We start from the raw sequence: 23,234 nt of genomic DNA on the forward strand, positions 1-23,234 counted from the left end.
AGCACATCGTTTCCCGGAAAAATGACTAGAGACTGCCACGGGTGGCTTGGTGACAAATAGGGACTACGGTGACAGTGCTGGATTGTACCCTCTATCCCGCCCCTCACCCCAATATCTCCCGATACAATCCCAAATACCGATCCGCCATCCACTCCACCGTGAAACGCTCAGACACCGCGGCGCGGCAGGCTGCGAGGTCGATCTGGTCGATGCGGGCGATGGCATCGACCGCGGCGTCGAGGCTGTCGACCAGGAAGCCGGTCACGCCGTCGTCGATCAGTTCGCGCATTGAGCCCCGTTGCACGAGATGACCAGCGTTCCGCAGGCGAGCGCTTCCACCACGGGCCGAACAACTCGTCGAAATTGATGAGGTGGACACGCTCCTGCCCGGCGAATGGTAAGGAGGCCAGTTGCACCTCGCGCCGCCCACCGATCAGGGCGGTACGCAAAAGACGTATACAGTGGTGATCAACGTAGGATCGGACCGCCACGTGATCGATGTGGAGCAAGGCGTGCCCTGGGCGTGACCGGGTCAAGCTCAACCGGTATCGCGCGGTCGTGCCGCTCCGCGCATATGGATGATAGAGCATCTGGTTCACGGGCTCGAAGCCTCGGACACCACTCCGCGAATAGCGAGACCTACCGGGCAAACTTTGCCTGCATCGCCAGGCGACATCGGTAATTTTTTCACGCCAGTGAGACAGCCGAACCGGAAACACCGTGAAATCATAGAAAACGCTTTGGCACGCACGTTGCTTATCGGGGATCGTCTTGAGGACCGAACATGCAAGTCGCGACCGGAACATCAATCCTCGGCTACCAGGCCGCCAAGGCCGCCTCATCCACCAGCGGCACGAAGACGCCGGCGGTGAACGATGGCGGGATCGCGCAAGCGAACGAGGACAGTGCATCGAAGACGAGCAGCGTCGAGGCGGACTTCCTGAAGTACGCCAAGATGACTCCTTTCGACCGTATGCGGGCCGGCATTTTGAAGAGCATGAACCTCACCGAGGACGACCTCGCCAAAATGTCTCCGGACCAGCGAAAGGCCGTCGAGGAGAAGATCAGAGACGCCATTGAAAAGCAGCTCGAAAAGCAGGGCCAGAAAACCGGCAGTCTCGTCGATCTATCGGCGTAACGACCGGCTTCTGCTCACGGCATTGCCCGGCTTCCCCGGTGCTCGCCGGCGACGATTGAAAAAGGTGGTGAAGTGCCAGCGCTGCAAAGGCACGGGCGAGCGATGAGGAGTTGATGATCCCTCCGCTCCTGACGCCTCGCGGACCTCGCCGACGAAGTCCGTCTTGAACTGCGGTGATAGTGCCCGCGATGCCCCAGCGCCGAAACATCGAATACTCGCGACCAAGCCGGCGCTGAGATCACATCCCATTCACTTCTCCAGGCAGGCCGCTCGCATTCGCGCTTTGCGAGCCTGGGTGCACGCCTCGCCCTTCGAGACGACCGCAACACGCGCATTCTCCACAGCCCTAGGGAATACGTGGACAAGCCCGGCTCTGCCGTTTGGGAATCCCTGACCCGTGCTAAGCGCCGGGAACAAGCAGGGGCGGGGCGGATTCGTCCCAGCGAGGAGCGATCTCGATGCTGATGACGAAGGACAGACGGCCGGCGATCCGCACGCTGCGTGGATGGGCGCTCAACGTGCTGCAGGAGGCCGGCGCCATCCACGAATGCGAGGAGCATGGCTGGGCCAAGGACCGGGCCGATCCGCACGCGCTCGCACACGCCATTGAACTCGCCGGCGAGGCGCCGCCGGCCGGCGTCTCGCCGGACGATGCGATCGCGGAACTGCGCGACGTCCTGGACTCGGTCGGAGACACCTGCCCGGAGTGCCGGGACGGAGATTGCTGACGCGGCACCGATCGCGATACCGCTGTCCGCATGGATCGGACGTTCATCCTGACGGCTGAGTTGGACCCTGCCAGCTTCGATTGGCTGGACGGGCTGCGCCGCGTGCATTTCCCGCCGGCGCGCAACTTGCTGCCGGCGCATCTCACGCTGTTTCATCGCCTCTCGCCGGCGCAAACCGACAGGCTGGGGGCGATCTCGGCCTGCCCGATGCGCCAATACCTGTGCTGTGCGACGGCGTTCGCCTGCTCGGCTTCGGTGTCGCCATCGAGATCACCTGCCCTGAACTTAAGCGATTGCGGACTGCGCTGTGCATCGCCATGGGCGGCGAACTGTCCCGGCAGGACAGCCAGGGCTGGCGGCCGCATGTCACCATCCAGAACAAGGTTACCGCCGCAGCAGCGCGCGGTCTTTACGACGAGCTTCGCGCCGGGTTCGCGCCGCGCGCGGGCGCCGTTGGAGGGCTGCTGGTCTGGGAGTATCTGAACGGTCCGTGGAGACTGGACCGCAGGCTTCCGTTCGACTGCTAGGCTCTCCGCCGCTGCACCTCGGCATACCATTCGGCGTAAGGCGTGTTTTTCGCCATGTGCCGGTTGAGGTCGGGAGCGCCGTCCGGCCACCAGACCGGGCCGCGCTCGCCGAGGGCGCGCTTCGCGTCGTCGACAGCGCGATGGGCCGCCGCTTCGGACTCGGCATAGGCCGCCGCCTTGGCGTCGCGGACGGCCCGCCGCGCCGCCATCAGGCGCTTGACCAGCTCCGACGTATCCCGCTCGCCCAAATGCGGATTGGCCATCCGCCACAGGCGTCCGCGGACGACGAAGTATCGACCGTCCGGCGTGACCGGATGTTTCATGCCGATTTGCGCCGCGCCCCTGAGGCCTGCTTCTTGGCGGCCGTCTCCTTGGCCGCCTTCTTGCCGGCGATCGGCATCAGCATCTCCTTCTGGCCGGCCGCGGCCTTCTTCGGCTTCCTGGCCGGCTTGTCCGCCTTCGCGGGCGCAGCCTCCTTCCCGGCTGCCTTTCCAGCCGCCTTGCCGACGCTCCGGCGCAGCGCCTCCATGAGGTCGACGACGTTCTCGCCCTTCGGCCGGTCCTTCGGCTGGATGACCTTGCCGGCGCGCTTCTCGTTGATCAGCTCGATCAGCGCGCTCTCGTAATGGTCCTCGAACTTCTCGGGTGTGAAGCGCCCGGCCTTCTGGTTGACGATGTGCCTGGCGAGATCGAGCATGTCCTTGGTGACCTTCACGTCCTGGATCTCGTCAAAATAGTCCTGCTCGCTGCGCACCTCGTAGGGGTAGCGCAAGAGGGTGCCGACCAGGCCCTTGTCCATCGGCTCCAGCGCGATGATGTGCTCGCGGCTGGTCAGCACCACGCGCCCGATCGCGACCTTGTCCATCTCGCGGATGGTCTCGCGGATCACCGCGAAGGCGTCATGCCCGACCTTGCCGTCAGGGCGAATGTAATAGGGGCGGATCAGGTAACGCGGGTCGATGTCGGACTTCGCGACGAACTCGTCGATCTCGATGGTGCGCGTGGACTCCAGCGCGATCTCCTCGAGCTCTTCCTTGGAGACCTCTATGTACTGGCCCTTCTCGAGTTCGTAGCCCTTGACGATGTCGTCGTTCGACACCTCGTCGCCGGTGTCCGCATCGACTTTCACGTATTTGATGCGGTGCCCGGTCTGCCGGTTGAGCTGGTTGAACGAGATCTTCTCGCTCTCGGACGTGGCCGGAAAGAGCGCCACCGGACAGGTGACGAGGGACAGTCTCAGGAAGCCTTTCCAATTGGCGCGGGGGGCCATTTACGCAGAACTCCGGTTCGAGGCGGCACGGATTAAAGACGGACGGCGGCCCTGGGTTCCGACATGGCATGTGGAGAAAAAGGCAGCGCAAGTGTAGGATTCATGTCGCATCGCTCCGCCCCTTCGCCGAGCACCCCCACGGGGCCGCCGTTTGGCGGCAGGAGACCTCCATGACCAATGAAAAAGGCCCGAACATCAAGAAGAAGCAGAAATGCAAGAACTGCGAGGGCAAGGGCTTGGTCAAGAAGGGCGACAAGGTGGTGAAGTGCCAGCGCTGCAAGGGCACGGGCGAGCGATGAGGCATTGGCCCGCCGGCAGCCGGTTTGCCCCGCGTGCAGCGGTCCTCCGATAGGATGAGGCCGGGCACCACCGATATGCTATCGTCAGCCCAGCCCCCCAACGGAGACACCCCAATGCCCACCAGCGTCAAGCAAATGATCGAAGCCGCCAACGCGGCGGTCCCCAAGATCACGTCGGACGAGGCGGCCCAGATGATCAAAAACGGCGACACGCTCGTCGTCGACGTTCGCGATGCGCCGGAGGTCGCGGCCAGCGGCAAGATCGCGGGCGCCGTGAACGTCTCACGGGGGATGCTGGAGTTTCGCGCCGATCCGGAATTGCCGTCCCACGACAAGGCGTTCGACCGGAGCAAGACCGTCATTCTCTACTGCGCGTCCGGCGGCCGCTCGGCGCTGGCGGGCAAGCTGATGAAGGATTTGGGCTACGAGAAGGTCTACAATCTCGGCGGCTTCAAGGACTGGACCGGGGCGGTCGAGAAATAGCGCGACCCGGCCGGCGCGCGGCCGATCGCTCGCCTGTGGCGCATCCTTCGAGACGCCCGCCTGGGCGGGCCCTCGGGATGAGGTCCTCGCTTTCCGGCGGGGCCATTCGCATACCGGCTTGGTCTGAGGCAACGATCTGCCTTGACGCGAGTTGTTCCCACGCAGAGAGGACCACAGCGAGGCGCGCCATGAACAAGCCTACCGCCAAGGATACCGGACTGACACCTGACGACTTCCCGATGGAAGCCGACAAGACCAAGCTCAAGACGCACAAGGGCGAGCCGGTGGCCTCGGCCGAGTCCGAAGAGATCGCGGACGAGCTGGCCGACCGGCTGAACGAGCAAGCTCACCGGGAGGAGCAGGACCGCTGGTCGGCGTAACGCGTCGGCCTGCGCTTTCTCTCGCCCCCTCCTACTCGATCGACGTTACCTGCCGCCGGCGCAGCTCGGACGGGCTGTGGCCGAACTTCCGGCGAAACACCGTGCTGAAATGCGATGAGCTGCTGAAGCCCAGCCGATAGGCGATCTCGGTGACCGACAGCGTGCGCAGCTCGGGGCGCATCAGCGCGTCATAGCAGCGCTGCAGGCGGCGGTTCAAAATCCATTCCGACACCGACATCTCGGTCGAACGAAACAGATAATGCAGGTGCCGGAGCGAAACGCCGTTGCTCCGGGCGATCTTCTCCAGCGACAGATCCGGATCGGTCAGGTGCTCCTCGATCCAGGCCTTGACGGAGCGCAGGCGCGCGTTGCGGGCGGTGGCATCCTCCGAGAATTCGTCCTTGTCGCCCATGTCCAGCGCGAGCGCCAGCACGTCCATCAACTCGTGACCGAGCCGGCCTCGCGCCGTCTCCTCCAGGCTCGAGGCTTCCGCGGCGAGCAGCGCGCAGAATTCGGCGGCGATCCGCCCGAGGCCCCGCCCCGTCGCGATCGTTGCCGCCGACGGCATCTTGCCCTCGGCGAAGCGCGACGAAAACTCCTTGCGCGGGATCTCCAGATACAACGAGCGGAATTGGTTCGAGCACTCCAGATCGTAGGCGTCGGAGGCCGAGAAGATCGCGCCGATGCCAGGGCTGGTCACCAGCGTCTGGCCGGCCTGAAGCACGTCCATGCTGCCCTGTTGCAGAAACTGGACGTAGTAACAATCCTTGTCGAGCTTCGCGATGTGCCGCTCGCGCCGCGATATCCGCTGCTCCGAAAGGAAGACGTCGCTCATCGTGACAGGGCCAAATTGCGCCTCGCGGATAAAGCCCTGATAGTCGGCCGGCTTCACCGCGTTCACGTCGACATGAACGTAGTGGTCGCAGATGGCATCCTGCCAGGCGGCAAAGCGCCTGGCGGGGTCCAGCTCCTCGGTCGTAAACACGAGATCCATCGGCGGCCCGTCACGTCGAGACATGTCTGTGCAGCGCACAAAAACTGCCTGTTGATCTTAGGTTCCTGTCAGCTTCACGCAAGACTCTTTGCGCGCCAGCGCAAAAGGTTTGCGCGTTGACGCAAGTCAGCGTGAGCTCCCTCGCCTATCAAGCGCAAAACAAACTTGGGACGGGGGGAGGCAAGCGCGCGCCGAGACGGCGATCCCGCACGCGCGATGCCGATCCGGGGAAGGCAAGCGATGAAGCGCGTTCGGGTCAGCCAACAGGAGATCGTGTTTGCGGTCTTCGCGGCACTCTTCCTGACCTTCTCGGTCTTCCTCAACGGCTTTCTCTCCGCCGACAACATGCTGACATTGCTGCAGAACGTGGCAGTGCTCGGCATCCTCGGCCTCGCCATGGCGATTGTCGTGATCGGTCGCGGCATCGACCTGTCGCTGATCGCGGCACTCGCGGTCCCCGCTGGCCTCGTGCTGCAGATGGTGCAAAACGGCCATTCGCTGCCGGCCTCGCTGCTTGCCGCCGGCCTGCTGGCCATCGCGGTCGGCCTCGTCAACGGCTGGCTGATCGCCTATGCGGAAGTGCCGCCCTTGTTCGCGACGCTGGCGACCGGCCTGTTCGTCGCCGGTCTCGGCCAGGCCGCCCTCTTCCAGCTCGACGTCGTGCAATGGAGCGACGGCATGGCCGGCTTCGAGCGACTCGGCCAGGGCAGCATCCTCGGCATTCCCACATCGATCGTCATGTTCGCCATCGCCTGCGTCGTGGTCTTCGTGCTGCTGCGCCAGACGCGCTGGGGCGCCTACATCTACGCGATCGGCGACAACCCGTTCGCGGCGCGCGTCACCGGCATCCCGTCGCGGCCCATCATCGTGCTGCAATACGTCCTCGCGGCGCTGATCGGCTGCTTTGCCGGCCTCGTGCTGGCGGCGTCCGTCAACTCCATGCCGACGCGCATCTTCAACTCGACGCTGATCTACGACGTCATCCTCGTCGTCGTGCTCGGCGGCATCGGCCTGTCGGGCGGGCGCGGCGGGGTCGTCAACGTCATCATCGGCACGCTGCTGATCGGCACGATGCTGAACGGAATGACGATCCTCAACATCCCCTATGCCGGTCAGAACCTCATCAAGGGCCTCGTGCTCCTGATCGCCGTCGTCACCGACACCCTGCTCAATCCACGAAACGAAGAAACGGCCCAACAGGGCGACATCTGATCTGCCTGAAGCAACGCGTATCCAACAAGGAGGAAGACAATGGCCAGCGTTCATAAGTTCGCGCTTGGAAGCATCGCCGCACTGGCGCTTTCAGCCGTCGCGGCTCCGGCCCTCGCCCAGCAGGGCCTCGACGAACCGTTCCAGAAGCCGTTCCGGGAAGCGCTTGCCGGCAAGACCGTCGCCTACGTGCCGGTCGCGATGAACTTCGACCTGACCGAAGGCTGGTACGCCGGCCTCAAGAAAGAGCTCGAGCCTTATGGCGTCAAGTTCGTGATCCGCGATCCCAACTGGAATACCAACGCGGGCGCGCAAGCCGTCACCTCGCTGATCTCGGAGAAGCCGGCGGTGATGGTGATCCACAATCCCGACGTGCAGACCTACGCCAAGCTGCTGCAGCGCGCCGAGAACGAAGGCATCTACGTCATCCAGATCAACATGGGCTCGGCCTATCGCAGCTCGGCCTTCGTCGGCGCCAACTGGATCGAGATCGGCGAGCGGCAGACCGAAGGCGTGGTGAAGGCCTGCCAGGGCAAGTCGAACAAGATCGCCATCATCCAGGGCGCGCTGTCGGCGGCGGCCAGTGCCTACACGCTCAAGGGCGTCGAGAACGTCCTCGCCAAGCATCCCGAAATCAAGGTCGTCTCCAGCCAGGCCGCCGATTGGGATGCCGCCAAGGCCAAGGCGATCACCCAGACGGTGCTGAAGCAAAACCCGGATCTCTGCGGCATCGTCGGCTTCTGGGACGGCATGGACATCGGCACCGCCGCCGCGATCAAGGAAGCCGGCCTGACCGGCAAGGTGTTCCTGGCGACCTCCGGCGGCGGCGAGCGCAAGGGCGCATGCGAGCTCGTCAAGAACGGCTCGTTCGATCTCGACATGAGCTACGACGTGCCGACGCAGGCAGCCCAGATGGCCGGCACCATCAAATGGCTGCTGTCGTCGGGCGTCAAGGCAGGCTCGGTCAAGGGCTCGGAATACACCACGCTGATTCCCATCACCAAGGAGAACGCCGACAGCCAGATGTCGTGCTGGAATCTCTCCGATCTCAAGAAGTGATCGCCGCATGACTGCGCGTCCCGGGCCTCCCCGGGGCGCGCGCCACTTTATCTGATGGAAATTCTTGGGAAGGCCGATGCGCGAGACACTGACGCGGCTCCGATACCGCTACTGGCCGGACCATCTCCTCGGCGAGATCCTGTCCAAACGATGGACCGAAACCGCCATCCCGGTGATCCTGCTGCTGATCATCGGCTTCGCGCTCAGCCGCTCGCTCGAGCACTTCCTGTCGCCTGCGAGCCTCGCCGACACCGCGCGGCAGGCCGGCGAGATCGGCTTCATCGGCCTCGGCATGGCGCTGGTCGTCATCGTCGGCGGCATCGATCTCTCGGTCGGGTCGATCTTCGCACTGACGGATTTTTGCGCGCTCTATCTGCTCGACGTGCTGAACTGGCCGGTCCCCGCAGTGGTGGTGGTCACCATGATCGTCGGCGGGCTGCTCGGCGCCGTGAACGGCGTGCTGATCGGATATCTCAGGCTGCGCGCCTTCATCACCACGCTGATCACGCTGATCATCTACCGCTCGGCCTATGAACTCCTGATCCAGCGCTATTCCAACGCGATCGCGTCGGCCTTCCCCGACATTCCCTCCTGGGATTTCATCGGCGGCGGCAGCGTGTTCGGCATCCCCAGCGTCGCGCTGGTCTACATCGTGATCGCGATCTTCGGTCACGTCTTCCTGACGCGGCTGCGGCCGGGCTGGCACATCACCGCGATCGGCGGCTCGCGGCGCTCGGCCTATAATTCCGGCATTCCGGTCCGCCGCACCATCGCGCTCTGCTACGTCGCGAGCGGCGTCCTGACCAGCATCGGCGCGCTGTTCTTTGCGGCAAGGCTCGGCACGGTCGGCGGCGATATCGGCGTCGGCCTGGAGGTGATCGTGCTGACGGCAACCGTGCTCGGCGGCATTACGCTCGGCGGCGGCAAGGGCTCGGTCGTCAAGTCCATGGTCGGCGTGCTCATCGTGCTCCTCGTCACCAACGGGCTGACCGCCATGAACGCGCGCGGCGGCGTCAACCGCATGGCGCTGGCGACGATCCTGCTGGCGGCTGCAATGGTCGACATCCGCTGGCAGAAGAACCGCACCCGCATCATCAGCAAGGTCTATGTCGCGCCGACCTACCACGCATTGCCGCCTCCGCCGCCGACCGAGATCGGCAGCGGCGGGCCGTTCGAGCAGAACGACAGGCTACGCGACGTCTCGCTGATCGGGCTCGGCCGGATCGAGGCGCCCGAGGACGTCATCCTCGATCGCAACGACGTGCTCTATGCCGGATCCCGTCACGGCGACATCATCCGCTTCTTCCCACCCGATTACGAGCGAATGGAGGTGTTCGCGCATATCGGCGGCCAGCCGCTCGGCATGGCGTTCGACAAGCAGGACAATCTCTATGTCTGCATCGGCGGCATGGGGCTGTATCGCATCACACCCGACGGCACCGTGGAGAAAGCCACCGACGAGACCAACCGCAGCCTCTATTCCGTGAACGACGACAGCCGCCTGCGGCTCGCCGACGACTTGGACATCACCGACGACGGCCTAATCTTCTTCTCCGAGGCCACCGTGCGCTACGAGATGGACGAGTGGCCGGTCGACGGGCTGGAGGCGCGCGGCAACGGCCGCATCATCTGCTACGACACCAAGACCGGCGCCACCCATACCGCGCTGCGCGGCCTTAAATTCCCGAATGGCGTCGCAGTCGCCAGTGACGGGCAATCGATCCTGTTCGCGGAGACGTTCGGCTGCTCGATCAAGCGCTACTGGTTCGCCGGCCCGAAGAAGGGTGACGTCGAGATCGTCATGGACAATTTGCCGGGCTATCCTGACAACATCAATCTCGCCTCCGACGGCAATTACTGGCTGGCGCTGGTCGGCATGCGCAGCCCGTCGCTGGATCTCGCCTGGAAGATGCCGGGCTTCCGGAAGCGCATGGCCAAGCGCGTGCCGGTCGACGAATGGCTGTTCCCGAACATCAACACCGGCTGCGTCGTCAAGTTCAACGAGCAGGGCAAGATCCTGGAATCGTTCTGGGACCTCAAGGGGCTCAACCATCCCATGATCACATCGATGCGCGAGCATCGCGGCTATCTCTATCTCGGCGGCATCGCCAACAACCGGATCGGCCGCTTCAAGCTCGACAACGCCGATCCCGACTTCGTGCAATACGACAAGCGCTGGGGGAAGCCGTCGTGATCGCCGCGATCAGCGAATTCGCCAACCGTTTCCTCGGCCGGGGCGATGCAGCCATCACCGTCCCATCGTTCGACGGGGCGTTGAAGCCGAACCAGGCGCTCGAGCAGGCAGAGATCCTGCTCGCATGCGACGCGCCGGAGGATCTCGCTACGGACGGCAATTCGCTGCTCATTGCCGACGGCACACGGCTGACACGCCTGACCGGAGACTCGACAACGACGGTTCGAACCTTCGAGCGGCCGATCTCCGCGCTGGCGTCCTTGCCCAATGGAGGCCTCGCCGTCGCGCTCGGCGGCACCGAGGTCCGGCTCTACGACAATGCCGAGGCCGAGACGCCCAGGGCCGCCTTCACGCAGGGGCTGCACGCCGTCAATGCGCTGGCTCCCGCGAACGACGGGACGTTGATCGCAACCGATGGATCGTCGTTGCACGATGTCGGCGACTGGGCGCGCGATCTGATGGAGCTCGGCAGAACCGGCCGGGTGCTGCGGCTCGATCCGAAGTCCGGCGCGATCACGCAGCTCGCCGGCGGATTGGGCTACGCGTTCGGCGCCATCGCGAGCAACGGCGACGTGCTCGTCAGCGAAAGCTGGCGGCATCGTCTGGTTTCGATCGCGCCGGACGGAAGCCGCAAGGATCTGCTCCGTCACCTCCCCGTCTATCCGTCCCGGCTTTCGCCGGCTCGCGGCGGCGGCTTCTGGCTCACCGCCTTCACCGCGCGCACGCAGCTGGTCGAGTTCGTGCTGCGCGAGCCGGCCTATCGCCGCCGCATGATCGCGGAGATCGACCCGGAATTCTGGGTCGCGCCGCGTCTGCGCTCCGGCAATTCCTTCAAGGAGCCGCTGCAGGGCGCCCACATCAAGACCATGGGCGTGATGAAGCCCTGGGCGCCGCCTAGGTCATACGGCCTCGTCATCCGGCTCGGAGCCGACGGCCTGCCGCGCACTTCGCTCCACAGCCGGGCCGATGGCGTCAACCACGGCATCGTCGCCGCCGTCGAAGTCGGCGACCACCTCGTCATGATCGCAAAGGGCCCCGGCCGTGTCATCAGGCTGCCGCTGGCGTCCCTCGGCGAGGAGGCCCGCGCATGAACGACCTCGTCCTGTCGCTGTCGAAGGCGACCAAGCTCTACGCCGGCGTGCCCGCCATCGAAGGCGTCGATTTCGACCTGCGGCGCGGCGAAATCCACGCCCTCGTCGGCGAAAACGGCGCAGGGAAATCGACGTTGACAAAGGTCATGGCCGGCGTCGTGACGCTGACATCCGGCGCCATGACGGTCGACGGGGCCGACGTTACTCTGAAAACCCCGCTGGAGGCGCGCAACCTCGGCATTGCCATGGTGTTCCAGGAAAACAGCCTGGTGCCGACGATGACGGTGGCGCAGAACCTCTTCCTCGGTCAGGAAAAGTTCTACAACCGCCTGCGCGGCATCTACATTGCGGCCCAGCAATTCCTGCAATCGCTCAACTTCGACGTGACGCCCACCGCGACGGTCGGCGGCCTCGGCGCCGCCAAGAAGCAGATGGTCGAGATCGCCCGCGCCGTCCTGCACAAGGCCAAGGTGATCATCTTCGACGAGCCGACGGCAACGCTGACGCCGGAGGAGAAGAAATACTTCTTCGACCTGGTCAAGGACCTGAAGAAGCGCGGGGTCTCCATCATCTTCATCTCGCACGCCCTCGAAGAGGCGTTGTTGCTTGCCGACCGCATCACCGTGCTGCGCGACGGCAGGCATGTCGTAACCGACGACGCTTCCCGCTTCGACCGGGCGCGCATCGTCCAGGCGATGGTGGGGCGGGACCTCTCCAACACGCTCTACGGCGCGCGCAAGGCGCAGGTGCGGCCTTCGGGCAAACGGGTGCTGACGGTGCAGAACCTGAAGATGGCGCCGATGGTGAAGAACACTTCGCTGTCGGTATTCGCGGGCCAGATCACCGGCGTCTTCGGTCTCGTCGGCGCCGGGCGTACCGAGACGTTCAAGATCGTCGCAGGCGTCATGAAGCGCGACTTCTTCCACGGCGGCGAGGTGATCCTCGGCGACAAGCCGGTCCGCTACCGCGTGCCTGCGCCGGCGGTGCAGGCCGGCATCGCCTACGTGACCGAAGACCGCAAGGTCGAAGGATTCTTCGAGACCGCATCCATTGCGCGCAATATCTATCTCGGCCTGCTCGCCAAGTTTCCCAAAGGACGCACCTGGCTGTCACGACGTGAAATCACGGCGACCGGCAAGTCCTGGATCGAGCGGCTCAAGGTGCGCGCCATCGGCGACGAGGCCAAGGTGGTCGAGCTGTCCGGCGGCAACCAGCAAAAGGTCGTGATCGCCAAATCGCTGGTCCAGGATCCGGAGCTGATCATCTTCGACGAGCCGACGCGAGGCGTCGACGTCGGAGCCATCGTCGAGATTCACGAGCTGATCAATTCGCTGGCCGACAAGGGCAAGGCGGTGGTGGTGATCTCCTCTTATTTGCCCGAGATCATGGCACTCTCGGACCGGATCCTGGTGTGCAGGCAAGGCAAGGTGGTCGAGGAGTTTTCCGCGCTGGAGGCGACGGAGGAAGCCATCATGTACGCGGCGATCCACTGACGGCTGCCTACCCGCCACATCGCCGCGCGATTGGCGAAGCAATCAGGCGGAACGCGGCATTGAGACGGGCTGCGCGCTCCGCTCACCGAGCAGCTTGCCGGTGGTGCTGTTGGCGAAGTGCAGCGACATGCAGGCCGGGCACCTCACGGGCACATAGCTGTCCGCCGGCTCACAACTCTCGGGCCGCTCGTCATCGATCCGATGCTGGACGTTCATGCCGGTGCGAGGGCACCTGAATAGGATCTGGCACTGCATGCTTCTCTCATGCACCGGAACCCCGGCGGGCGGAATTGCGGACGATCCCTTAAGGGCCTTTCCCATGTTTGCGATGGGTCAATGCGAACGGCCCGCCCGCGCCTACGGTCTGTGCAGCATCGGGGGCGCTCTCGCTCCGGTGCCGAACGAAGCGGAGCCCGGACTCCTAGGCACTCCGGGCACCGCTTCGAAGACAGGGGGCAACCCATTGCGGCCCCGGAGCCGGCTCGGCACGAGCGGCTTCTCGGCCTCGATGCTCCCCTGGAAACCGGGCGCCAATTGACGTTGCCTGGCCGGCCCGACACGGCCGCAAGGCACGAACGCCGCCGCTGACAGTCCAACATCGGACCGCCCCGATCAGGAGAGCAGCCATGATGTCCATCAACCTCGATGACCTCTCCGTGGCAGTGCGCTACGCGCTCGAGACGACGCGCGCGACCACGGTCTGTCCTTTCCACGCCGAGGTGATCATCCGCGTGGGCGACGACGCTGCCGAGAGCCACGCCTACGAACGCGCCAAGCGAATCCTCAGGAGCGACGGCACGACCTTCGAGGCGAACGCTCTCAGGGAAGAGATCGGCCACCAACTCGCGGCCGCCGTGGACGGCCGATGCCCGAAATGCGACCGGACCGGTGCGAGCGGATAGGCGGCAGTCCCCTTCAATCCTCCACCCGGTACAGCCGCCATCGCGTCGGCACGCCCTTGAGCTGGTGAATGCCGTGATCCCGGAAGCCGATTTCCGACTGCGCCATCAGGTCTCTGACCGCGCTCGATACCAGGACTTCGCCGGCGCGCGCCTTGGCGGCGACGCGCGTGCCGATGTGAAACGCGAGGCCGACCATCTCACCTCCGCTCACACTGTATTCGCCGGCATGCAGGCCCACCCTGATCTCGAGCCCCAGCGTACGCACGGCCTTCTGGATCGCGGTCGCGCAACGGACGCCGGAAGCCGGCGCCTTGAAGGTCGCCAGCACGCCGTCGCCGGTGGTCACCACTTCCTTCCCGCGCGTACTCTTCAGCTCCTTGCGCACCGCCGCGTAATAGTGGCCCATGACCTTGGTCCAACGCGCATCGCCGAGCTTCGCCGCCTTTTCGGTGGAGCGGACGATATCGACGATCAGGATGGTGGCGAGTGCCTGCTTGGGCTCGGCGCTCCGCTCGGCGGGTCGGCGCCGGAGCGTGATCGGTCCGGCCAGCGGTTCGTAGCGATGGCTGCGGCGCCGGGCGATGGCGGCTTTGGCGTAGTCCTGCGCGCGCTGCGTCGTGCGGCAGCGAACGGTCTTCTCTTGCGGCAGTCGCGTCCAATAGACCCTTCGCCCATCGCCCGCGCCCTGCACCTCCACGGCGCCCCACTTAAGGAAAACCGTTGAACCAACCCGCCGGACACACCACGCCTTCGACGTGTAGCCGGATACGTTGGACTGAAGGACTCCGATGCGGAGGAATTTGGGCATGAACGTGCGGCCGATCGCGGGACCGTTTAAGCTACCTGTGGTAAAGCGTAGTGGCACATGCGCGCATTGGCAATACGATCGGCCGCGGAGCAGTCCCGGGAGCAGAATAGGCCGCGCTTGACGCCTGCTGCCCGACCGGCAATCTTGCGCCGCTGGCGCGGCCCAATCCCGGTGGGACCCACGTCTGGGCTGCTCATTTGAAATCAGGCGCATTCGAAGCCAATCCATTTGAAACCCGTGCAAGATGAAAAACCAGATTCGACGTTCTCTTGGAGGCGCCCTGTTGTCAGCAGGGCTCGCAATTGCCGCCGTGCCTGATATGGCCCATGCGCAATCGGGCAGCGCCGGTGGCAGCATCGGCAATGACGAAAAGTCGCTGTCCGGATCGCGCCAGACGCCTCGTGCCGCCGAGCCCACAAAGCCGGCACGACGCAGCACGCCCGTGGAGGAAGCGCCGGGCCGCGCGCCGCAACGGAGCGGCGGAGGCGGCAGTTATGACGGAGCATGGGTCCTGACCAGCGTCGGCCAAACCTGCCCCGGCTCCACCGACACGGTGGTCGTCACCAGCGGCACGATGGTGGGGCAATACGGCACCGGGCGTGTCAGTCCGAATGGCGGCGTGTCGGGAACGGGAGCCGCCGGAAGTTTGAGCTGGACCATGTCCGGCCGGTTCTCGGGCCGCAGCGGGTCCGGCACATTCCGGCGGTCCGACGGATGCGTCGGAAGCTGGACCGGATCGAAACAGTGAGACGACGCCTGCGATCACAGAAGGATCGCGAATTCATAGATCAGGACGGCTCCGCCCAGACAGCGACGCCACGGATTCACGCCGCGAAAGATCTCGTCGAGAGCCCAGACCACGAGGCCGGCTCTGAAAACGATGTCCAGGACCGTGGCGGACGTGCCTGGCCAAGGCCAGATCCAGTGAAGGACGCCGGCCACGATGACGACCCAGAGCACGAGATTGGGCGCCTGGGCGATGGTGATTTCGCCGGTTTTTCGGTTTCGGAAGAACCATTGCAGGATTGGAGACATGATCGCCTGGCCCATCGAACAAAGGCGCCATTGCCGGCGCCCCTGTTCGCTTTGGCTGCTTTACCGGACGCGTTGCGTCTGGCGTTGCGGTGCGTAGGCTCTCATCGGATTGATGCCGCAGCCCTGATTGGTGCCGCTCGCAGTGGCCATGCACTGTCGATAGCTGGAGAACTCACAATTGCCGGGATAGCCGGACTGGCGTCCCTGCAGGCAGTAGCTGTCCTGCACGAGCTCTCGTGCGGACGCGGCAGAGCAGGCTCCGCCGATCGTGAGTGCGGAAACGGCGGCAAGAGCCGCCATGGACAAATGACGATGCATGAGATGACTCCGATCAATGGTGCCGCATTCTGCGACACCGATGTAGGATACGTTCGGATCAGCAAAAGAACTCTAGCCGGACGGTTAAATCGCGGCCATGTTCGCCATCTGCGCGAAGCATACCGCCTGCAGGCAAAAAAGGCCCCGCGACTTGCGGAGCCCTTGATCTGTATCGTATCGACCGACTTATTTCATGCTGCCGGGGGCCACCTTGGTGCCGCCCTGGTCGCTGCCCGGACCGGAACCACCCTGGCCGGACGCGTCGGGCTGCATGCCGCCTTTGGCCATACCGTTCGTTCCGGTGTTCATGCCGGTCGTGCCCTTGTGCATCGAACCCTTCTCGGTGTTGTGCATGCCCGGCTTCTGCATGTTGTCGGATTGCGGAGCGGGACCGGTGTTCTGGGCGAAAGCAGAGCCGCACATCAGTGCGAGAGCGGCCGACGCGATGATCATCTTCTTCATGGAAATCTCCTGTTTGTGTGTGCGGGCCAACGTCGCGCAAAGTGGCCTCGTTCCTAATGGGATCACGCGGCACGCGAAACATTCTCGGAGGCGGTTTGAAACTTTCGGACCTTCGAGCCGTAACGCAGCGTTTCCACCACATGACAGGAATTTAAGGTGGCGAGTTTGAAAACCGGATGTGCGTCCCACGTATCTTGAATGTCGGCAAGCGAGCCTCCTCACGCGCGAAGCCGACCGGCGGTCCCACCGGACGAAATTCGTCGCGCCCACGATGGGGCCGCCGTCTGCGCGAATAGGAACCGGCGCATCGGCCGTAGATTGGTAAATGCCGGGTCCCACATAACACCGGCACTTCGGCGGCTCCGGCTCTTAGCCCACCCCTGCGGAGTCCGGGGCCGCTTCAAGGAATTAGCACGATGGATGAAAGCCTGCGGATCGTCTTCGCGATCGGCGCCACCGCCGCCGTCGCCGCGGGGGCGTTCTTCGCCATCCGGTTCTTCGCCGCGTTCACCTAGGCGTGACTTGCGGTCGCGATCCGCCTCACCCGTGATAGGCAAACAGCTCGATCGGATCGCTGAAGCCGCGCACCTCGTGTAGACCGACATGCTCCAGCTCGAATTGCGGCTCGACCAGTTCGGCGAACGCGCGCGACAACAGCACGGTGCGTCCCAATTGCTTGGTGAGCGCTTCGAGGCGGGAGGCCATGTTGACGGCGGGACCGATTACGGTGAAGTCGAGCCGGCTGGATGATCCGATATTGCCGTACATGACGTCGCCGACGTGGACGCCGATGCCGTAATTCAGCGGCGCGCGCCCCGTGCCATTGTTGCGCGCATTCAGCGCGGTCATGGCCTGACGTGCCTCGGTTACGGCACGAAGCAGACTGGCGCAGGCGTCAGGCTCATGAAGCGGGAAGATCGCGAGCAAACCGTCGCCGATGAATTTGAGGATCTCGCCGCCGTGCTTCGCGATCGGCTCAGACATCGCGTCGAAATAATCGTTGAGGAGATCGATGACGTCGTCGCGCGGCCAGTTGTCGGAGATCCTCGTGAAATCGCGCAGGTCGCAGATCATGATCGCGGCGCGCACCGTGGTGCCGGTGCCGCGCCGCGTGGCGCCGGCCAGGATCAGCTCGCTGGCATGCGAACCGACATAAGTCTCCAGCAGCGTTCGCGCGAGGCGGTTCTTGATGCGGATCTCGCTGACCAGCGCCAGCACCGGCAGCACGCGCTTCAACGCAGCGATATGCGAATCGTCAAAGCCGCCGGGGCGGTCGGTCGCGAAGGTAATGAGATGACGTTTGCCGAGCGTGTGGTAGAGCGGCCAGGCGACATAGTCGGTCAGGCCCTTCGCCCGCATCTCGTCATAGAGCGCGTGCTTGCGGCCGAGCGCGGCGTCGCGTTCGAGATTCTCGCGTAGTTCGGTTGCACCGTTCTGCATTTCGTTGGCGGGACTGCCGATGTATTCGGACCGCTCGCGCACGTCGAAATCCACCAGCGCGATCTCCGCCTCGCGCATGCCATCGGCCCACATGAAGCGGGCCCCCAGCCATTGCGGATGATGGATCAGCACGTGAAACGTCGACCGTTTCAGCGGAATGCCGGCCTGCTGCAGACGAATGCACATCTCGGCAAAGATGTTGTCGATAAAGCGCTCGTCGCGCGTGCCGTTGGTCAGCCAGTCGACGACACCGTCGGACATGGTGGGGGGATCGATACTTGTCGGCACGTTCATGTCCTGGGGCTTCGACGGTCTGCACTGCAGCAGATATCGTGTTCCGACCCGAAATCGTCAACCTGGCCGATTGCCCGGATTGTGCGCAGCCGCCGGTCGGTCTAGCCGACCAGCCGGATCGATCCCAGCACGACAAGGCCCGAAACAAGCGTGAGGGTCGATGCCTCGGCGAGTTCGACTTTCAGCGTGTTTTCGTGCGAAATTGCAAAATCCTCAGCCCCGAGACGGACCAGGCCAACGCCGCGCGCCGCGTAGACCAGATGCGTGCCGGCGGAAAGCTGCCGCTCGCCGGGCTCCCTCAGCGCCGCAAGCGCGATCTCCGCCGCACCGCGCCGGGCCATCAAGTTCACCACCTCGACCGGACCCGCCTCGAGCGCGGTCACGATCTCCATCTCGCCGGTGAAGCGCACCGTCGTGAAAGGCTCGCGCTCGTCGAACTCCTGCGTCGGCGATCTCAGCACCAGCCCGCGCCCGCCCACGACCATCTGCAGGCGGTCGATGCCCGGCATGTGCGAGAACGGCCCCGGCGCCACGATCGGCGTCGAGGCAAAGCGCCAGAGCAGGCTGTCCCAATCCTTCGCCGAACTGCCCGGACGATGCGCGTCCGCGATGTCGGTGAAGATTCCGCCGCCGTTCTTCCAGGGCGAGCGGGTGTAGTTTTCGGATTTGAGCAGCGTGGTCTTCATGGAATCGGCCTGTCGGGATGCGATATGGATAGCATCCATATCCATCAAAACGAAGCGTTCGTAACCGGGACTACATCCCACTCAACCCGCTATCGACCGCGAGCGTTTGCGCGGTGACATAGACGCTTTCGTCCGACAGAAAGAACAGCACGGCATAGGCGATCTCCCAGGCCGTGGCCTGGCGGCCGAACGGGACGTGGCCCTTGCCGCGGTTGGGGCGGCCGGCGCCGGCTTCGCGGCCGTTCGGGGTATCGACGAGGCCGGGATAGACGAGATTGGCGCGGATGCCGCGGCGCGAACCGAGATGGGCGATGTTGCGCATCAGACCGCCAAGCGCGGCTTTCGATGAATCATAGACCGCCATCTGCGATCCCGCTTTCAGCGCGGCAATCGAGGAGATGAAGACGATGGCGCCGCCATTGTCGAATCTGGGCAGCGCGGCGCGGCAGCACAGCATGGGCCCGCGGACATTGACGTCGTAGATCCTGTTCCATTCCTCGGGGCTGACATTGTCGAGCCCGGTCTTGCCGAATGTGCCGATGTTCAGCACCATGCCGTCGAGGCCGCCCATGGCGCGGTGCGCCTGCTCGATCATGCGTTGCACGTCCGTCTCCGACGTGACGTCGGCCGCGATGGCAAAGGCCTCGCCGCCTTCATCGGTGATGCGTTTGACGGTCTGCTCAGCAGAGGTGTGGTTGAGATCCGCGACCGCGACTTTCGCCCCCTCGCGCGCGCACAGAATGCTCATGGCGCGGCCGTTGCCGATGGGGTCCGTTTCGGCATCGAACACGCGCTGGCCGCCGCCGACAATGAGGATGCGACGGCCTTTCAGCCGCGCCCTGCCCGGCGCCTCTCCGAGCGATTCCGCGCTGGGCGGACGAACATAGCGTTCCGGCTTGCTCTCGGCTTCCGCCATCTCAGCCACCCGGCTTCTTGCCGCCGTCATAGACCGTCATCCCGGCGGCGGGATCGAGATCGGTTTCGGTCGCCTCGGTCAGGCGCGCCATCATCATGTAGAAGCCGAGCGCGACGATCGATTCCACGATCTCCTGGTCGCTGAAATGCGCGCGAGCGGCGGCGAAGGTCGCCTCGGGAACGCGGACGTTCTCGACCACCTCGCGCCCGAACTTGAGCAGCGCACGCTCGGCATCGCTCAACGCGGCCGCGTCGTAGTCGCCGCGCTCGACCGCATCGACCTGGGCTTGCGTGCAGCCGACGCCGAGCGCGATCGGCACGTGCTGGCGCCATTCATAGGCGCCGCCCTCCAACTGCGCCGCCTGAAGGATCAGCAGCTCGCGGTTGACCGCCGAGAGCTTCTGCTTGTGCAGGATCGAATTGCCGAGCCGCATCGCCGGGATCATGTTGGCCTCGGCATGGGCCATCATGCGGAAGATGTTGAGCTTGACCGGCATGCGGTCGAACGAGGCGCGGATATCGCCGCTCGTCGTCTCCGGATCAATCAGGGGCAGCCTTGCCACGCGTTTCTCCCTTGGGCTTTCGTTTCTTGTTGTCGGTATCCTCGCCTGCCGCGATCAGCGACAGGAAGAAGGCGAGATAGCGCTCGATGGCTTCGATCACCTTCGGCCGCGGCGAAGGTGCTGCGCCCATCACGTAATGCTCGAGGCGGATGTAGATCAGGCCTGCCGCGAACAGCCGCGCGGTCTCGCGCGGATCCGGCGTCTTGACCAGGCCGGCGAGCACGAAGCCGCGGAAATAATCCGTCATCATGCTCTGCTCGCGCGCGTAGAAATGATCGGCGAACTTGGCGCGGATTCCGGGCACGCGGTTACGCTCGGCGGTGATCACCTTCTGGAATTGATGCTCGCGCGGATCGGACCATTGCTCGACCAGGTCGAGCGCGAACTGTCGGCAGAACGCCGCGGGCTGGCGCGCGAGCTGCTTGTAGCGCGGCTCTTCCAACCGGCTCGCCGAACTTGCCGGACCGTGCTCGCTGACGATCGCTTCCAGAATCGCGGCCTTGCCGGCGAAATGATTGTAGAGGCTGCTCTCGCGGATGCCGACGCGGCGCGCCAGCTCGCGCATCGAGGCGCCGCCATAGCCGCTCTGCGCAAACAGATCGAGCGCCTCGGTGAGAATACGCTCGCGGGTGGTGGGCGCAGCAACTTCCGCCGCGCTGGTGGTCTGGGTCGCCATCCGACTTGACTAACGAACGATCGTTCGCTAGTCAACCGTACGAACGATCGTTCGTTTGCCAATGTGGCGTCAACGGTCGCGGCCCGCAAGTCCGCGCGCGGGCGATGTTCTCGCGTTTCAACTCCGCTCCTCGAGAGGCGGAGGGCAATTTTTGGGAGATGACGTCATGGCGCGTTTTGCCAGCCTTCGTGCGGCCTGCATCCTGTTGCCGCTGCTTGCAAACAGCGACGCCTCTGCCCAAAGCAAGTACGATCCCGGCGCCGACGACAAGACCATCAAGATCGGCACCACGGCGCCGCTGAGCGGCCCGGTCTCGGCCTTCGCGCAGATCGCGAAATCCGCGGAAGCCTATGTCCGGAAAGTGAACGACGACGGCGGCGTCAATGGGCGGCGCATCCAGATGATCATCGCCGACGATGCCTATAGCCCGCCCAAGACGGTGGAGCAGACCCGGCGGCTGGTCGAGAGCGAGGAAGTGCTACTGATCTTCGGCGGCGTCGGCACGCCGACCAACAGCGCCGTGCACAAATATCTCAACGACCGCAAGGTGCCGCAGCTATTCCTCGGCTCGGGCGCGGCGAAGTGGGACGATCCCAGGAATTTCCCATGGACCGTGGGCTGGCAGCCGACCTATCGCGACGAGGCCATCGCCTACGCCAAATACATCAAGGCGAGCCATGCCAATGCGAAGATCGGCGTGCTCTACCAGAACGACGATCTCGGCAAGGACTATCTGAAGGCGCTGGAAGAAGGCCTCGGCGGCGGCGAAGCGATCGTCGCACGCGCAGCCTATGAGACTTCGGCGCCCACAGTCGATACCCAGATCCTGCAGTTGAAGACCGCCGGCTCCGACGTGGTTCTGGTCGCGGCGACGCCGAAATTCGCGGCGCAGGCGCTCCGCAAGATCGGCGAGATCGGCTGGAAGCCCGTGACGATCATCTCCAACGTCTCGGCCTCGATCAGCGGCGTGCTGGAGCCTGCCGGCAAGGACAATTCCACCGGCGTCATCTCCAGCCAGTATCTGAAGGACGCCACCGATCCCGCCAACAAGGATGACCCCGGCTACCGGGAATGGCTGGCATTCATGGACAAGTACATGCCGGACGCCAACAAGAGCGACTGGCTCAACGTCTACGGCTACACCATCGCGCAGACGCTGGTGACGGTGCTGAAGGCCTCCGGCAACGACCTCACCCGCGCCAATGTGATGAAGCAGGCCACGACCATGAAGGACGTGAAGCTGCCGATGCTGATCAACGGCACGGCGGTGAACAATTCGCCCGAGCACTTTACGCCGATGACGAGCCTTCAGCTGATCCGTTTCGACGGCACGCGCTGGGTGCCGTTCGGTGACCTCCTGAAGAACTAAGCCGATGCGGCAGGTGACGATCGGTAGCATGCGGGTCGATCTCGTCAGCGAGATCCCCGCGCTTGCCTTCGAGAAAAACTGGCTGTTCGCCAATGTCACCGACGCGGTGATTGCGGAGAATCGCAGCTGGCTCGATCACCGCTACATCGAGCCGGAGACCGGCCGTTTCATCCTCAGCCACCACTCCTATCTCGTGCGCACGCCGCGCTGGACCGCGATCGTCGACACCTGCTGCGGCAATCACAAGCATCGCCCGCGCGTGCCGGCGTGGAATAACCTCGACCGACCCTACCTGGAGAACTTGCAGGCGCTGGGCGTTGCGCCCGAACAGGTCGATTTCGTGATGTGCACGCATCTGCATGTCGATCACGTCGGCTGGAACACGCGCCTCCTCGACGGCCGCTGGGTGCCGACCTTCCCCAACGCGCGCTATCTGATGGGCCGCGAAGAATACCGGCACTTCGAGGCCGCACACAATTCCGCGCCGAAGAGCCCGGTGAACCACGGCTCGTTCGAGGATTCCGTGCTGCCGGTGGTGGCGGCGGGCCTTGCCGAATTCGTCGAGACCGACCATCGCCTGTTCAGCGATCGCGACGCGGCCTTGCGCTTTGCGCCGGCACCAGGGCACACCGCCGGCAACATGCAAATCCACCTCACCGGCGGGCACGATCGTGCGGTGATGTCGGGCGACGTCATCCATCATCCGATCCAGTGCGCGGCACCCTGGCTCTCCAATGCCGCCGACGTCGATCCGGCCGCGGCGCTCGCAACGCGCATGGCGCTGCTGGAAGAACTCGCGGATACGCCGAGCTATCTGCTCACCGGCCATTTTCCGGCACCGACCGCAGGCCGCGTTATCAGGCACGGCGATGCCTACAGATTTCGTTTCGAAGATTAGGGA

30 protein-coding genes are annotated in these 23,234 nt (G+C 64.5%); 15 read left to right on the forward strand and 15 right to left on the reverse strand.

The annotated features are described in order from the left end of the window. Positions 1-103 precede the first annotated feature (103 nt). The gene (locus C7G42_RS23870; protein WP_199581094.1) at positions 104-289 is read right to left on the reverse strand and encodes a hypothetical protein; all 186 of its coding nucleotides are present in this window, start codon (positions 287-289) and stop codon (positions 104-106) included. A gap of 495 nt (positions 290-784) precedes the next feature. On the opposite strand from C7G42_RS23870, the gene C7G42_RS23875 reads away from it, so the two are divergent. Both C7G42_RS23875 and C7G42_RS23880 read left to right on the forward strand, forming a co-directional pair. Continuing rightward, a complete protein-coding gene (locus tag C7G42_RS23875) occupies positions 785-1,138 on the forward strand; it encodes a hypothetical protein (protein WP_106951374.1) in 354 nt (117 codons plus the stop codon). 458 nt (positions 1,139-1,596) lie between these two features. Then, the gene (locus tag C7G42_RS23880; RefSeq protein ID WP_106951375.1) at positions 1,597-1,866 is read left to right on the forward strand and encodes a hypothetical protein; all 270 of its coding nucleotides are present in this window, start codon (positions 1,597-1,599) and stop codon (positions 1,864-1,866) included. A gap of 152 nt (positions 1,867-2,018) precedes the next feature. On the opposite strand, the gene C7G42_RS35915 is transcribed toward C7G42_RS23880, so the two are convergent. Further along, a complete protein-coding gene (locus C7G42_RS35915) occupies positions 2,019-2,231 on the reverse strand; it encodes a hypothetical protein (RefSeq protein ID WP_245427902.1) in 213 nt (70 codons plus the stop codon). On the opposite strand from C7G42_RS35915, the gene C7G42_RS36350 reads away from it, so the two are divergent. Continuing rightward, a complete protein-coding gene (locus tag C7G42_RS36350) occupies positions 2,184-2,393 on the forward strand; it encodes a 2'-5' RNA ligase family protein (protein WP_502694234.1) in 210 nt (69 codons plus the stop codon). The two genes, C7G42_RS35915 and C7G42_RS36350, sit on opposite strands and share 48 nt — an antisense overlap. On the opposite strand, the gene C7G42_RS23890 is transcribed toward C7G42_RS36350, so the two are convergent. Together C7G42_RS23890 and ku are read right to left on the reverse strand one after the other, a co-directional pair. Next, the gene (locus tag C7G42_RS23890) at positions 2,390-2,716 is read right to left on the reverse strand and encodes a hypothetical protein (RefSeq protein ID WP_106951376.1); all 327 of its coding nucleotides are present in this window, start codon (positions 2,714-2,716) and stop codon (positions 2,390-2,392) included. The two genes, C7G42_RS36350 and C7G42_RS23890, sit on opposite strands and share 4 nt — an antisense overlap. Further along, positions 2,713-3,663 carry a non-homologous end joining protein Ku gene (ku, locus tag C7G42_RS23895; RefSeq protein WP_106951377.1) on the reverse strand — a complete coding sequence of 317 codons (951 nt, stop codon included), beginning with the start codon at positions 3,661-3,663 and terminating at the stop codon, positions 2,713-2,715. Before ku ends, C7G42_RS23890 begins: the two co-directional genes overlap by 4 nt. A 170-nt stretch (positions 3,664-3,833) precedes the next feature. Here ku and C7G42_RS36160 point away from each other — a divergent pair, with 170 nt between their 5' ends. The 3 genes from C7G42_RS36160 (at position 3,834) to C7G42_RS23905 (ending at position 4,825) form a co-directional block, all read left to right on the forward strand. Continuing rightward, entirely contained in the window at positions 3,834-3,962 is a 129-nt protein-coding gene (locus C7G42_RS36160; RefSeq protein WP_283809859.1) for a hypothetical protein, read from the forward strand. Between the two features lie 114 nt (positions 3,963-4,076). Further along, the gene (locus C7G42_RS23900) at positions 4,077-4,445 is read left to right on the forward strand and encodes a rhodanese-like domain-containing protein (protein ID WP_106951378.1); all 369 of its coding nucleotides are present in this window, start codon (positions 4,077-4,079) and stop codon (positions 4,443-4,445) included. Positions 4,446-4,633: 188 nt separating this feature from the next. Continuing rightward, positions 4,634-4,825, forward strand: a complete 192-nt coding sequence (locus C7G42_RS23905; protein WP_106951379.1) for a hypothetical protein — start codon at positions 4,634-4,636, stop codon at positions 4,823-4,825. 31 nt (positions 4,826-4,856) lie between these two features. Here C7G42_RS23905 and C7G42_RS23910 read toward each other — a convergent pair whose 3' ends face one another. After that, entirely contained in the window at positions 4,857-5,819 is a 963-nt protein-coding gene (locus C7G42_RS23910; RefSeq protein WP_106951380.1) for a helix-turn-helix domain-containing protein, read from the reverse strand. 240 nt (positions 5,820-6,059) lie between these two features. Between C7G42_RS23910 and C7G42_RS23915 the strand changes: the two genes are divergently transcribed. From C7G42_RS23915 to C7G42_RS23935, 5 genes are all read left to right on the forward strand, one after another. Further along, entirely contained in the window at positions 6,060-7,031 is a 972-nt protein-coding gene (locus tag C7G42_RS23915; protein WP_106951381.1) for an ABC transporter permease, read from the forward strand. A gap of 39 nt (positions 7,032-7,070) precedes the next feature. After that, positions 7,071-8,087 carry a sugar ABC transporter substrate-binding protein gene (locus tag C7G42_RS23920; protein WP_106951382.1) on the forward strand — a complete coding sequence of 339 codons (1,017 nt, stop codon included), beginning with the start codon at positions 7,071-7,073 and terminating at the stop codon, positions 8,085-8,087. A gap of 76 nt (positions 8,088-8,163) precedes the next feature. Further along, on the forward strand, positions 8,164-10,281 hold the full coding sequence (locus C7G42_RS23925) for an ABC transporter permease (RefSeq protein ID WP_106951383.1): 2,118 nt from the start codon (positions 8,164-8,166) through the stop codon (positions 10,279-10,281). Beyond that, positions 10,278-11,372, forward strand: a complete 1,095-nt coding sequence (locus C7G42_RS23930) for an SMP-30/gluconolactonase/LRE family protein (protein WP_106951384.1) — start codon at positions 10,278-10,280, stop codon at positions 11,370-11,372. Before C7G42_RS23925 ends, C7G42_RS23930 begins: the two co-directional genes overlap by 4 nt. Further along, entirely contained in the window at positions 11,369-12,865 is a 1,497-nt protein-coding gene (locus tag C7G42_RS23935; RefSeq protein WP_106951385.1) for a sugar ABC transporter ATP-binding protein, read from the forward strand. Before C7G42_RS23930 ends, C7G42_RS23935 begins: the two co-directional genes overlap by 4 nt. Before the next feature lie 42 nt (positions 12,866-12,907). Here the strand turns inward: C7G42_RS23935 and C7G42_RS23940 are convergent, their stop codons facing one another. Next, positions 12,908-13,081, reverse strand: a complete 174-nt coding sequence (locus tag C7G42_RS23940; RefSeq protein ID WP_245427904.1) for a hypothetical protein — start codon at positions 13,079-13,081, stop codon at positions 12,908-12,910. 410 nt (positions 13,082-13,491) lie between these two features. Between C7G42_RS23940 and C7G42_RS23945 the strand changes: the two genes are divergently transcribed. Beyond that, complete coding sequence (locus tag C7G42_RS23945; protein WP_106951387.1) at positions 13,492-13,767, forward strand: hypothetical protein; 276 nt, start codon at positions 13,492-13,494, stop codon at positions 13,765-13,767. Positions 13,768-13,780: 13 nt separating this feature from the next. On the opposite strand, the gene C7G42_RS23950 is transcribed toward C7G42_RS23945, so the two are convergent. Continuing rightward, on the reverse strand, positions 13,781-14,575 hold the full coding sequence (locus tag C7G42_RS23950) for an adenylate/guanylate cyclase domain-containing protein (RefSeq protein WP_106951388.1): 795 nt from the start codon (positions 14,573-14,575) through the stop codon (positions 13,781-13,783). Positions 14,576-14,819: 244 nt separating this feature from the next. On the opposite strand from C7G42_RS23950, the gene C7G42_RS23955 reads away from it, so the two are divergent. Beyond that, positions 14,820-15,323: a hypothetical protein gene (locus tag C7G42_RS23955; protein ID WP_106951389.1), complete on the forward strand. Its 504-nt coding sequence runs from the start codon at positions 14,820-14,822 to the stop codon at positions 15,321-15,323. Between the two features lie 14 nt (positions 15,324-15,337). Here C7G42_RS23955 and C7G42_RS23960 read toward each other — a convergent pair whose 3' ends face one another. From C7G42_RS23960 to C7G42_RS23995, 8 genes are all read right to left on the reverse strand, one after another. Then, the gene (locus tag C7G42_RS23960; RefSeq protein WP_106951474.1) at positions 15,338-15,610 is read right to left on the reverse strand and encodes a hypothetical protein; all 273 of its coding nucleotides are present in this window, start codon (positions 15,608-15,610) and stop codon (positions 15,338-15,340) included. 60 nt (positions 15,611-15,670) lie between these two features. Continuing rightward, a complete protein-coding gene (locus tag C7G42_RS23965; RefSeq protein WP_106951390.1) occupies positions 15,671-15,928 on the reverse strand; it encodes a DUF3551 domain-containing protein in 258 nt (85 codons plus the stop codon). Between the two features lie 186 nt (positions 15,929-16,114). Then, positions 16,115-16,390 (reverse strand): hypothetical protein, encoded by a 276-nt coding sequence (locus C7G42_RS23970; protein ID WP_106951391.1) that lies wholly within the window; start codon positions 16,388-16,390, stop codon positions 16,115-16,117. A 540-nt stretch (positions 16,391-16,930) separates the two neighbouring features. Beyond that, positions 16,931-18,124: an adenylate/guanylate cyclase domain-containing protein gene (locus C7G42_RS23975; protein ID WP_106951392.1), complete on the reverse strand. Its 1,194-nt coding sequence runs from the start codon at positions 18,122-18,124 to the stop codon at positions 16,931-16,933. Positions 18,125-18,225: 101 nt separating this feature from the next. Beyond that, on the reverse strand, positions 18,226-18,810 hold the full coding sequence (locus tag C7G42_RS23980; protein WP_199581109.1) for a HutD/Ves family protein: 585 nt from the start codon (positions 18,808-18,810) through the stop codon (positions 18,226-18,228). Positions 18,811-18,880: 70 nt separating this feature from the next. Continuing rightward, the gene (locus C7G42_RS23985; RefSeq protein ID WP_106951394.1) at positions 18,881-19,756 is read right to left on the reverse strand and encodes an SDR family NAD(P)-dependent oxidoreductase; all 876 of its coding nucleotides are present in this window, start codon (positions 19,754-19,756) and stop codon (positions 18,881-18,883) included. After that, positions 19,728-20,288, reverse strand: a complete 561-nt coding sequence (locus tag C7G42_RS23990; RefSeq protein ID WP_199581096.1) for a carboxymuconolactone decarboxylase family protein — start codon at positions 20,286-20,288, stop codon at positions 19,728-19,730. Before C7G42_RS23990 ends, C7G42_RS23985 begins: the two co-directional genes overlap by 29 nt. After that, positions 20,266-20,964, reverse strand: a complete 699-nt coding sequence (locus tag C7G42_RS23995) for a TetR/AcrR family transcriptional regulator (RefSeq protein WP_106951396.1) — start codon at positions 20,962-20,964, stop codon at positions 20,266-20,268. Before C7G42_RS23995 ends, C7G42_RS23990 begins: the two co-directional genes overlap by 23 nt. A 166-nt stretch (positions 20,965-21,130) precedes the next feature. On the opposite strand from C7G42_RS23995, the gene C7G42_RS24000 reads away from it, so the two are divergent. Continuing rightward, positions 21,131-22,333 carry an ABC transporter substrate-binding protein gene (locus C7G42_RS24000; RefSeq protein WP_106951397.1) on the forward strand — a complete coding sequence of 401 codons (1,203 nt, stop codon included), beginning with the start codon at positions 21,131-21,133 and terminating at the stop codon, positions 22,331-22,333. A gap of 4 nt (positions 22,334-22,337) precedes the next feature. Then, the gene (locus C7G42_RS24005; RefSeq protein WP_106951398.1) at positions 22,338-23,231 is read left to right on the forward strand and encodes an MBL fold metallo-hydrolase; all 894 of its coding nucleotides are present in this window, start codon (positions 22,338-22,340) and stop codon (positions 23,229-23,231) included. The last annotated feature ends 3 nt before the right edge of the window (positions 23,232-23,234 follow it).

It is taken from the genome of Bradyrhizobium sp. MOS003, from assembly GCF_003020125.1.
Taxonomy (GTDB): Bacteria; Pseudomonadota; Alphaproteobacteria; order Rhizobiales; family Xanthobacteraceae; genus Bradyrhizobium.

What these genes read in the sequence shown, in the direction of transcription:
- C7G42_RS23870 (WP_199581094.1), bottom strand. Translation starts at nt 289, where the DNA reads ATGCGCGAACTGATCGACGACGGCGTGACCGGCTTCCTGGTCGACAGC.
- C7G42_RS23875 (WP_106951374.1), top strand. Translation starts at nt 785, where the DNA reads ATGCAAGTCGCGACCGGAACATCAATCCTCGGCTACCAGGCCGCCAAG.
- C7G42_RS23880 (WP_106951375.1), top strand. Translation starts at nt 1,597, where the DNA reads ATGCTGATGACGAAGGACAGACGGCCGGCGATCCGCACGCTGCGTGGA.
- C7G42_RS36350 (WP_502694234.1), top strand. Translation starts at nt 2,184, where the DNA reads ATGGGCGGCGAACTGTCCCGGCAGGACAGCCAGGGCTGGCGGCCGCAT.
- C7G42_RS35915 (WP_245427902.1), bottom strand. Translation starts at nt 2,231, where the DNA reads ATGCGGCCGCCAGCCCTGGCTGTCCTGCCGGGACAGTTCGCCGCCCAT.
- C7G42_RS23890 (WP_106951376.1), bottom strand. Translation starts at nt 2,716, where the DNA reads ATGAAACATCCGGTCACGCCGGACGGTCGATACTTCGTCGTCCGCGGA.
- ku (WP_106951377.1), bottom strand. Translation starts at nt 3,663, where the DNA reads ATGGCCCCCCGCGCCAATTGGAAAGGCTTCCTGAGACTGTCCCTCGTC.
- C7G42_RS36160 (WP_283809859.1), top strand. Translation starts at nt 3,834, where the DNA reads ATGACCAATGAAAAAGGCCCGAACATCAAGAAGAAGCAGAAATGCAAG.
- C7G42_RS23900 (WP_106951378.1), top strand. Translation starts at nt 4,077, where the DNA reads ATGCCCACCAGCGTCAAGCAAATGATCGAAGCCGCCAACGCGGCGGTC.
- C7G42_RS23905 (WP_106951379.1), top strand. Translation starts at nt 4,634, where the DNA reads ATGAACAAGCCTACCGCCAAGGATACCGGACTGACACCTGACGACTTC.
- C7G42_RS23910 (WP_106951380.1), bottom strand. Translation starts at nt 5,819, where the DNA reads ATGGATCTCGTGTTTACGACCGAGGAGCTGGACCCCGCCAGGCGCTTT.
- C7G42_RS23915 (WP_106951381.1), top strand. Translation starts at nt 6,060, where the DNA reads ATGAAGCGCGTTCGGGTCAGCCAACAGGAGATCGTGTTTGCGGTCTTC.
- C7G42_RS23920 (WP_106951382.1), top strand. Translation starts at nt 7,071, where the DNA reads ATGGCCAGCGTTCATAAGTTCGCGCTTGGAAGCATCGCCGCACTGGCG.
- C7G42_RS23925 (WP_106951383.1), top strand. Translation starts at nt 8,164, where the DNA reads ATGCGCGAGACACTGACGCGGCTCCGATACCGCTACTGGCCGGACCAT.
- C7G42_RS23935 (WP_106951385.1), top strand. Translation starts at nt 11,369, where the DNA reads ATGAACGACCTCGTCCTGTCGCTGTCGAAGGCGACCAAGCTCTACGCC.
- C7G42_RS23940 (WP_245427904.1), bottom strand. Translation starts at nt 13,081, where the DNA reads ATGAACGTCCAGCATCGGATCGATGACGAGCGGCCCGAGAGTTGTGAG.
- C7G42_RS23945 (WP_106951387.1), top strand. Translation starts at nt 13,492, where the DNA reads ATGATGTCCATCAACCTCGATGACCTCTCCGTGGCAGTGCGCTACGCG.
- C7G42_RS23950 (WP_106951388.1), bottom strand. Translation starts at nt 14,575, where the DNA reads ATGCCCAAATTCCTCCGCATCGGAGTCCTTCAGTCCAACGTATCCGGC.
- C7G42_RS23955 (WP_106951389.1), top strand. Translation starts at nt 14,820, where the DNA reads ATGAAAAACCAGATTCGACGTTCTCTTGGAGGCGCCCTGTTGTCAGCA.
- C7G42_RS23960 (WP_106951474.1), bottom strand. Translation starts at nt 15,610, where the DNA reads ATGTCTCCAATCCTGCAATGGTTCTTCCGAAACCGAAAAACCGGCGAA.
- C7G42_RS23965 (WP_106951390.1), bottom strand. Translation starts at nt 15,928, where the DNA reads ATGCATCGTCATTTGTCCATGGCGGCTCTTGCCGCCGTTTCCGCACTC.
- C7G42_RS23970 (WP_106951391.1), bottom strand. Translation starts at nt 16,390, where the DNA reads ATGAAGAAGATGATCATCGCGTCGGCCGCTCTCGCACTGATGTGCGGC.
- C7G42_RS23975 (WP_106951392.1), bottom strand. Translation starts at nt 18,124, where the DNA reads ATGAACGTGCCGACAAGTATCGATCCCCCCACCATGTCCGACGGTGTC.
- C7G42_RS23980 (WP_199581109.1), bottom strand. Translation starts at nt 18,810, where the DNA reads ATGAAGACCACGCTGCTCAAATCCGAAAACTACACCCGCTCGCCCTGG.
- C7G42_RS23985 (WP_106951394.1), bottom strand. Translation starts at nt 19,756, where the DNA reads ATGACGGCGGCAAGAAGCCGGGTGGCTGAGATGGCGGAAGCCGAGAGC.
- C7G42_RS23995 (WP_106951396.1), bottom strand. Translation starts at nt 20,964, where the DNA reads ATGGCGACCCAGACCACCAGCGCGGCGGAAGTTGCTGCGCCCACCACC.
- C7G42_RS24000 (WP_106951397.1), top strand. Translation starts at nt 21,131, where the DNA reads ATGGCGCGTTTTGCCAGCCTTCGTGCGGCCTGCATCCTGTTGCCGCTG.
- C7G42_RS24005 (WP_106951398.1), top strand. Translation starts at nt 22,338, where the DNA reads ATGCGGCAGGTGACGATCGGTAGCATGCGGGTCGATCTCGTCAGCGAG.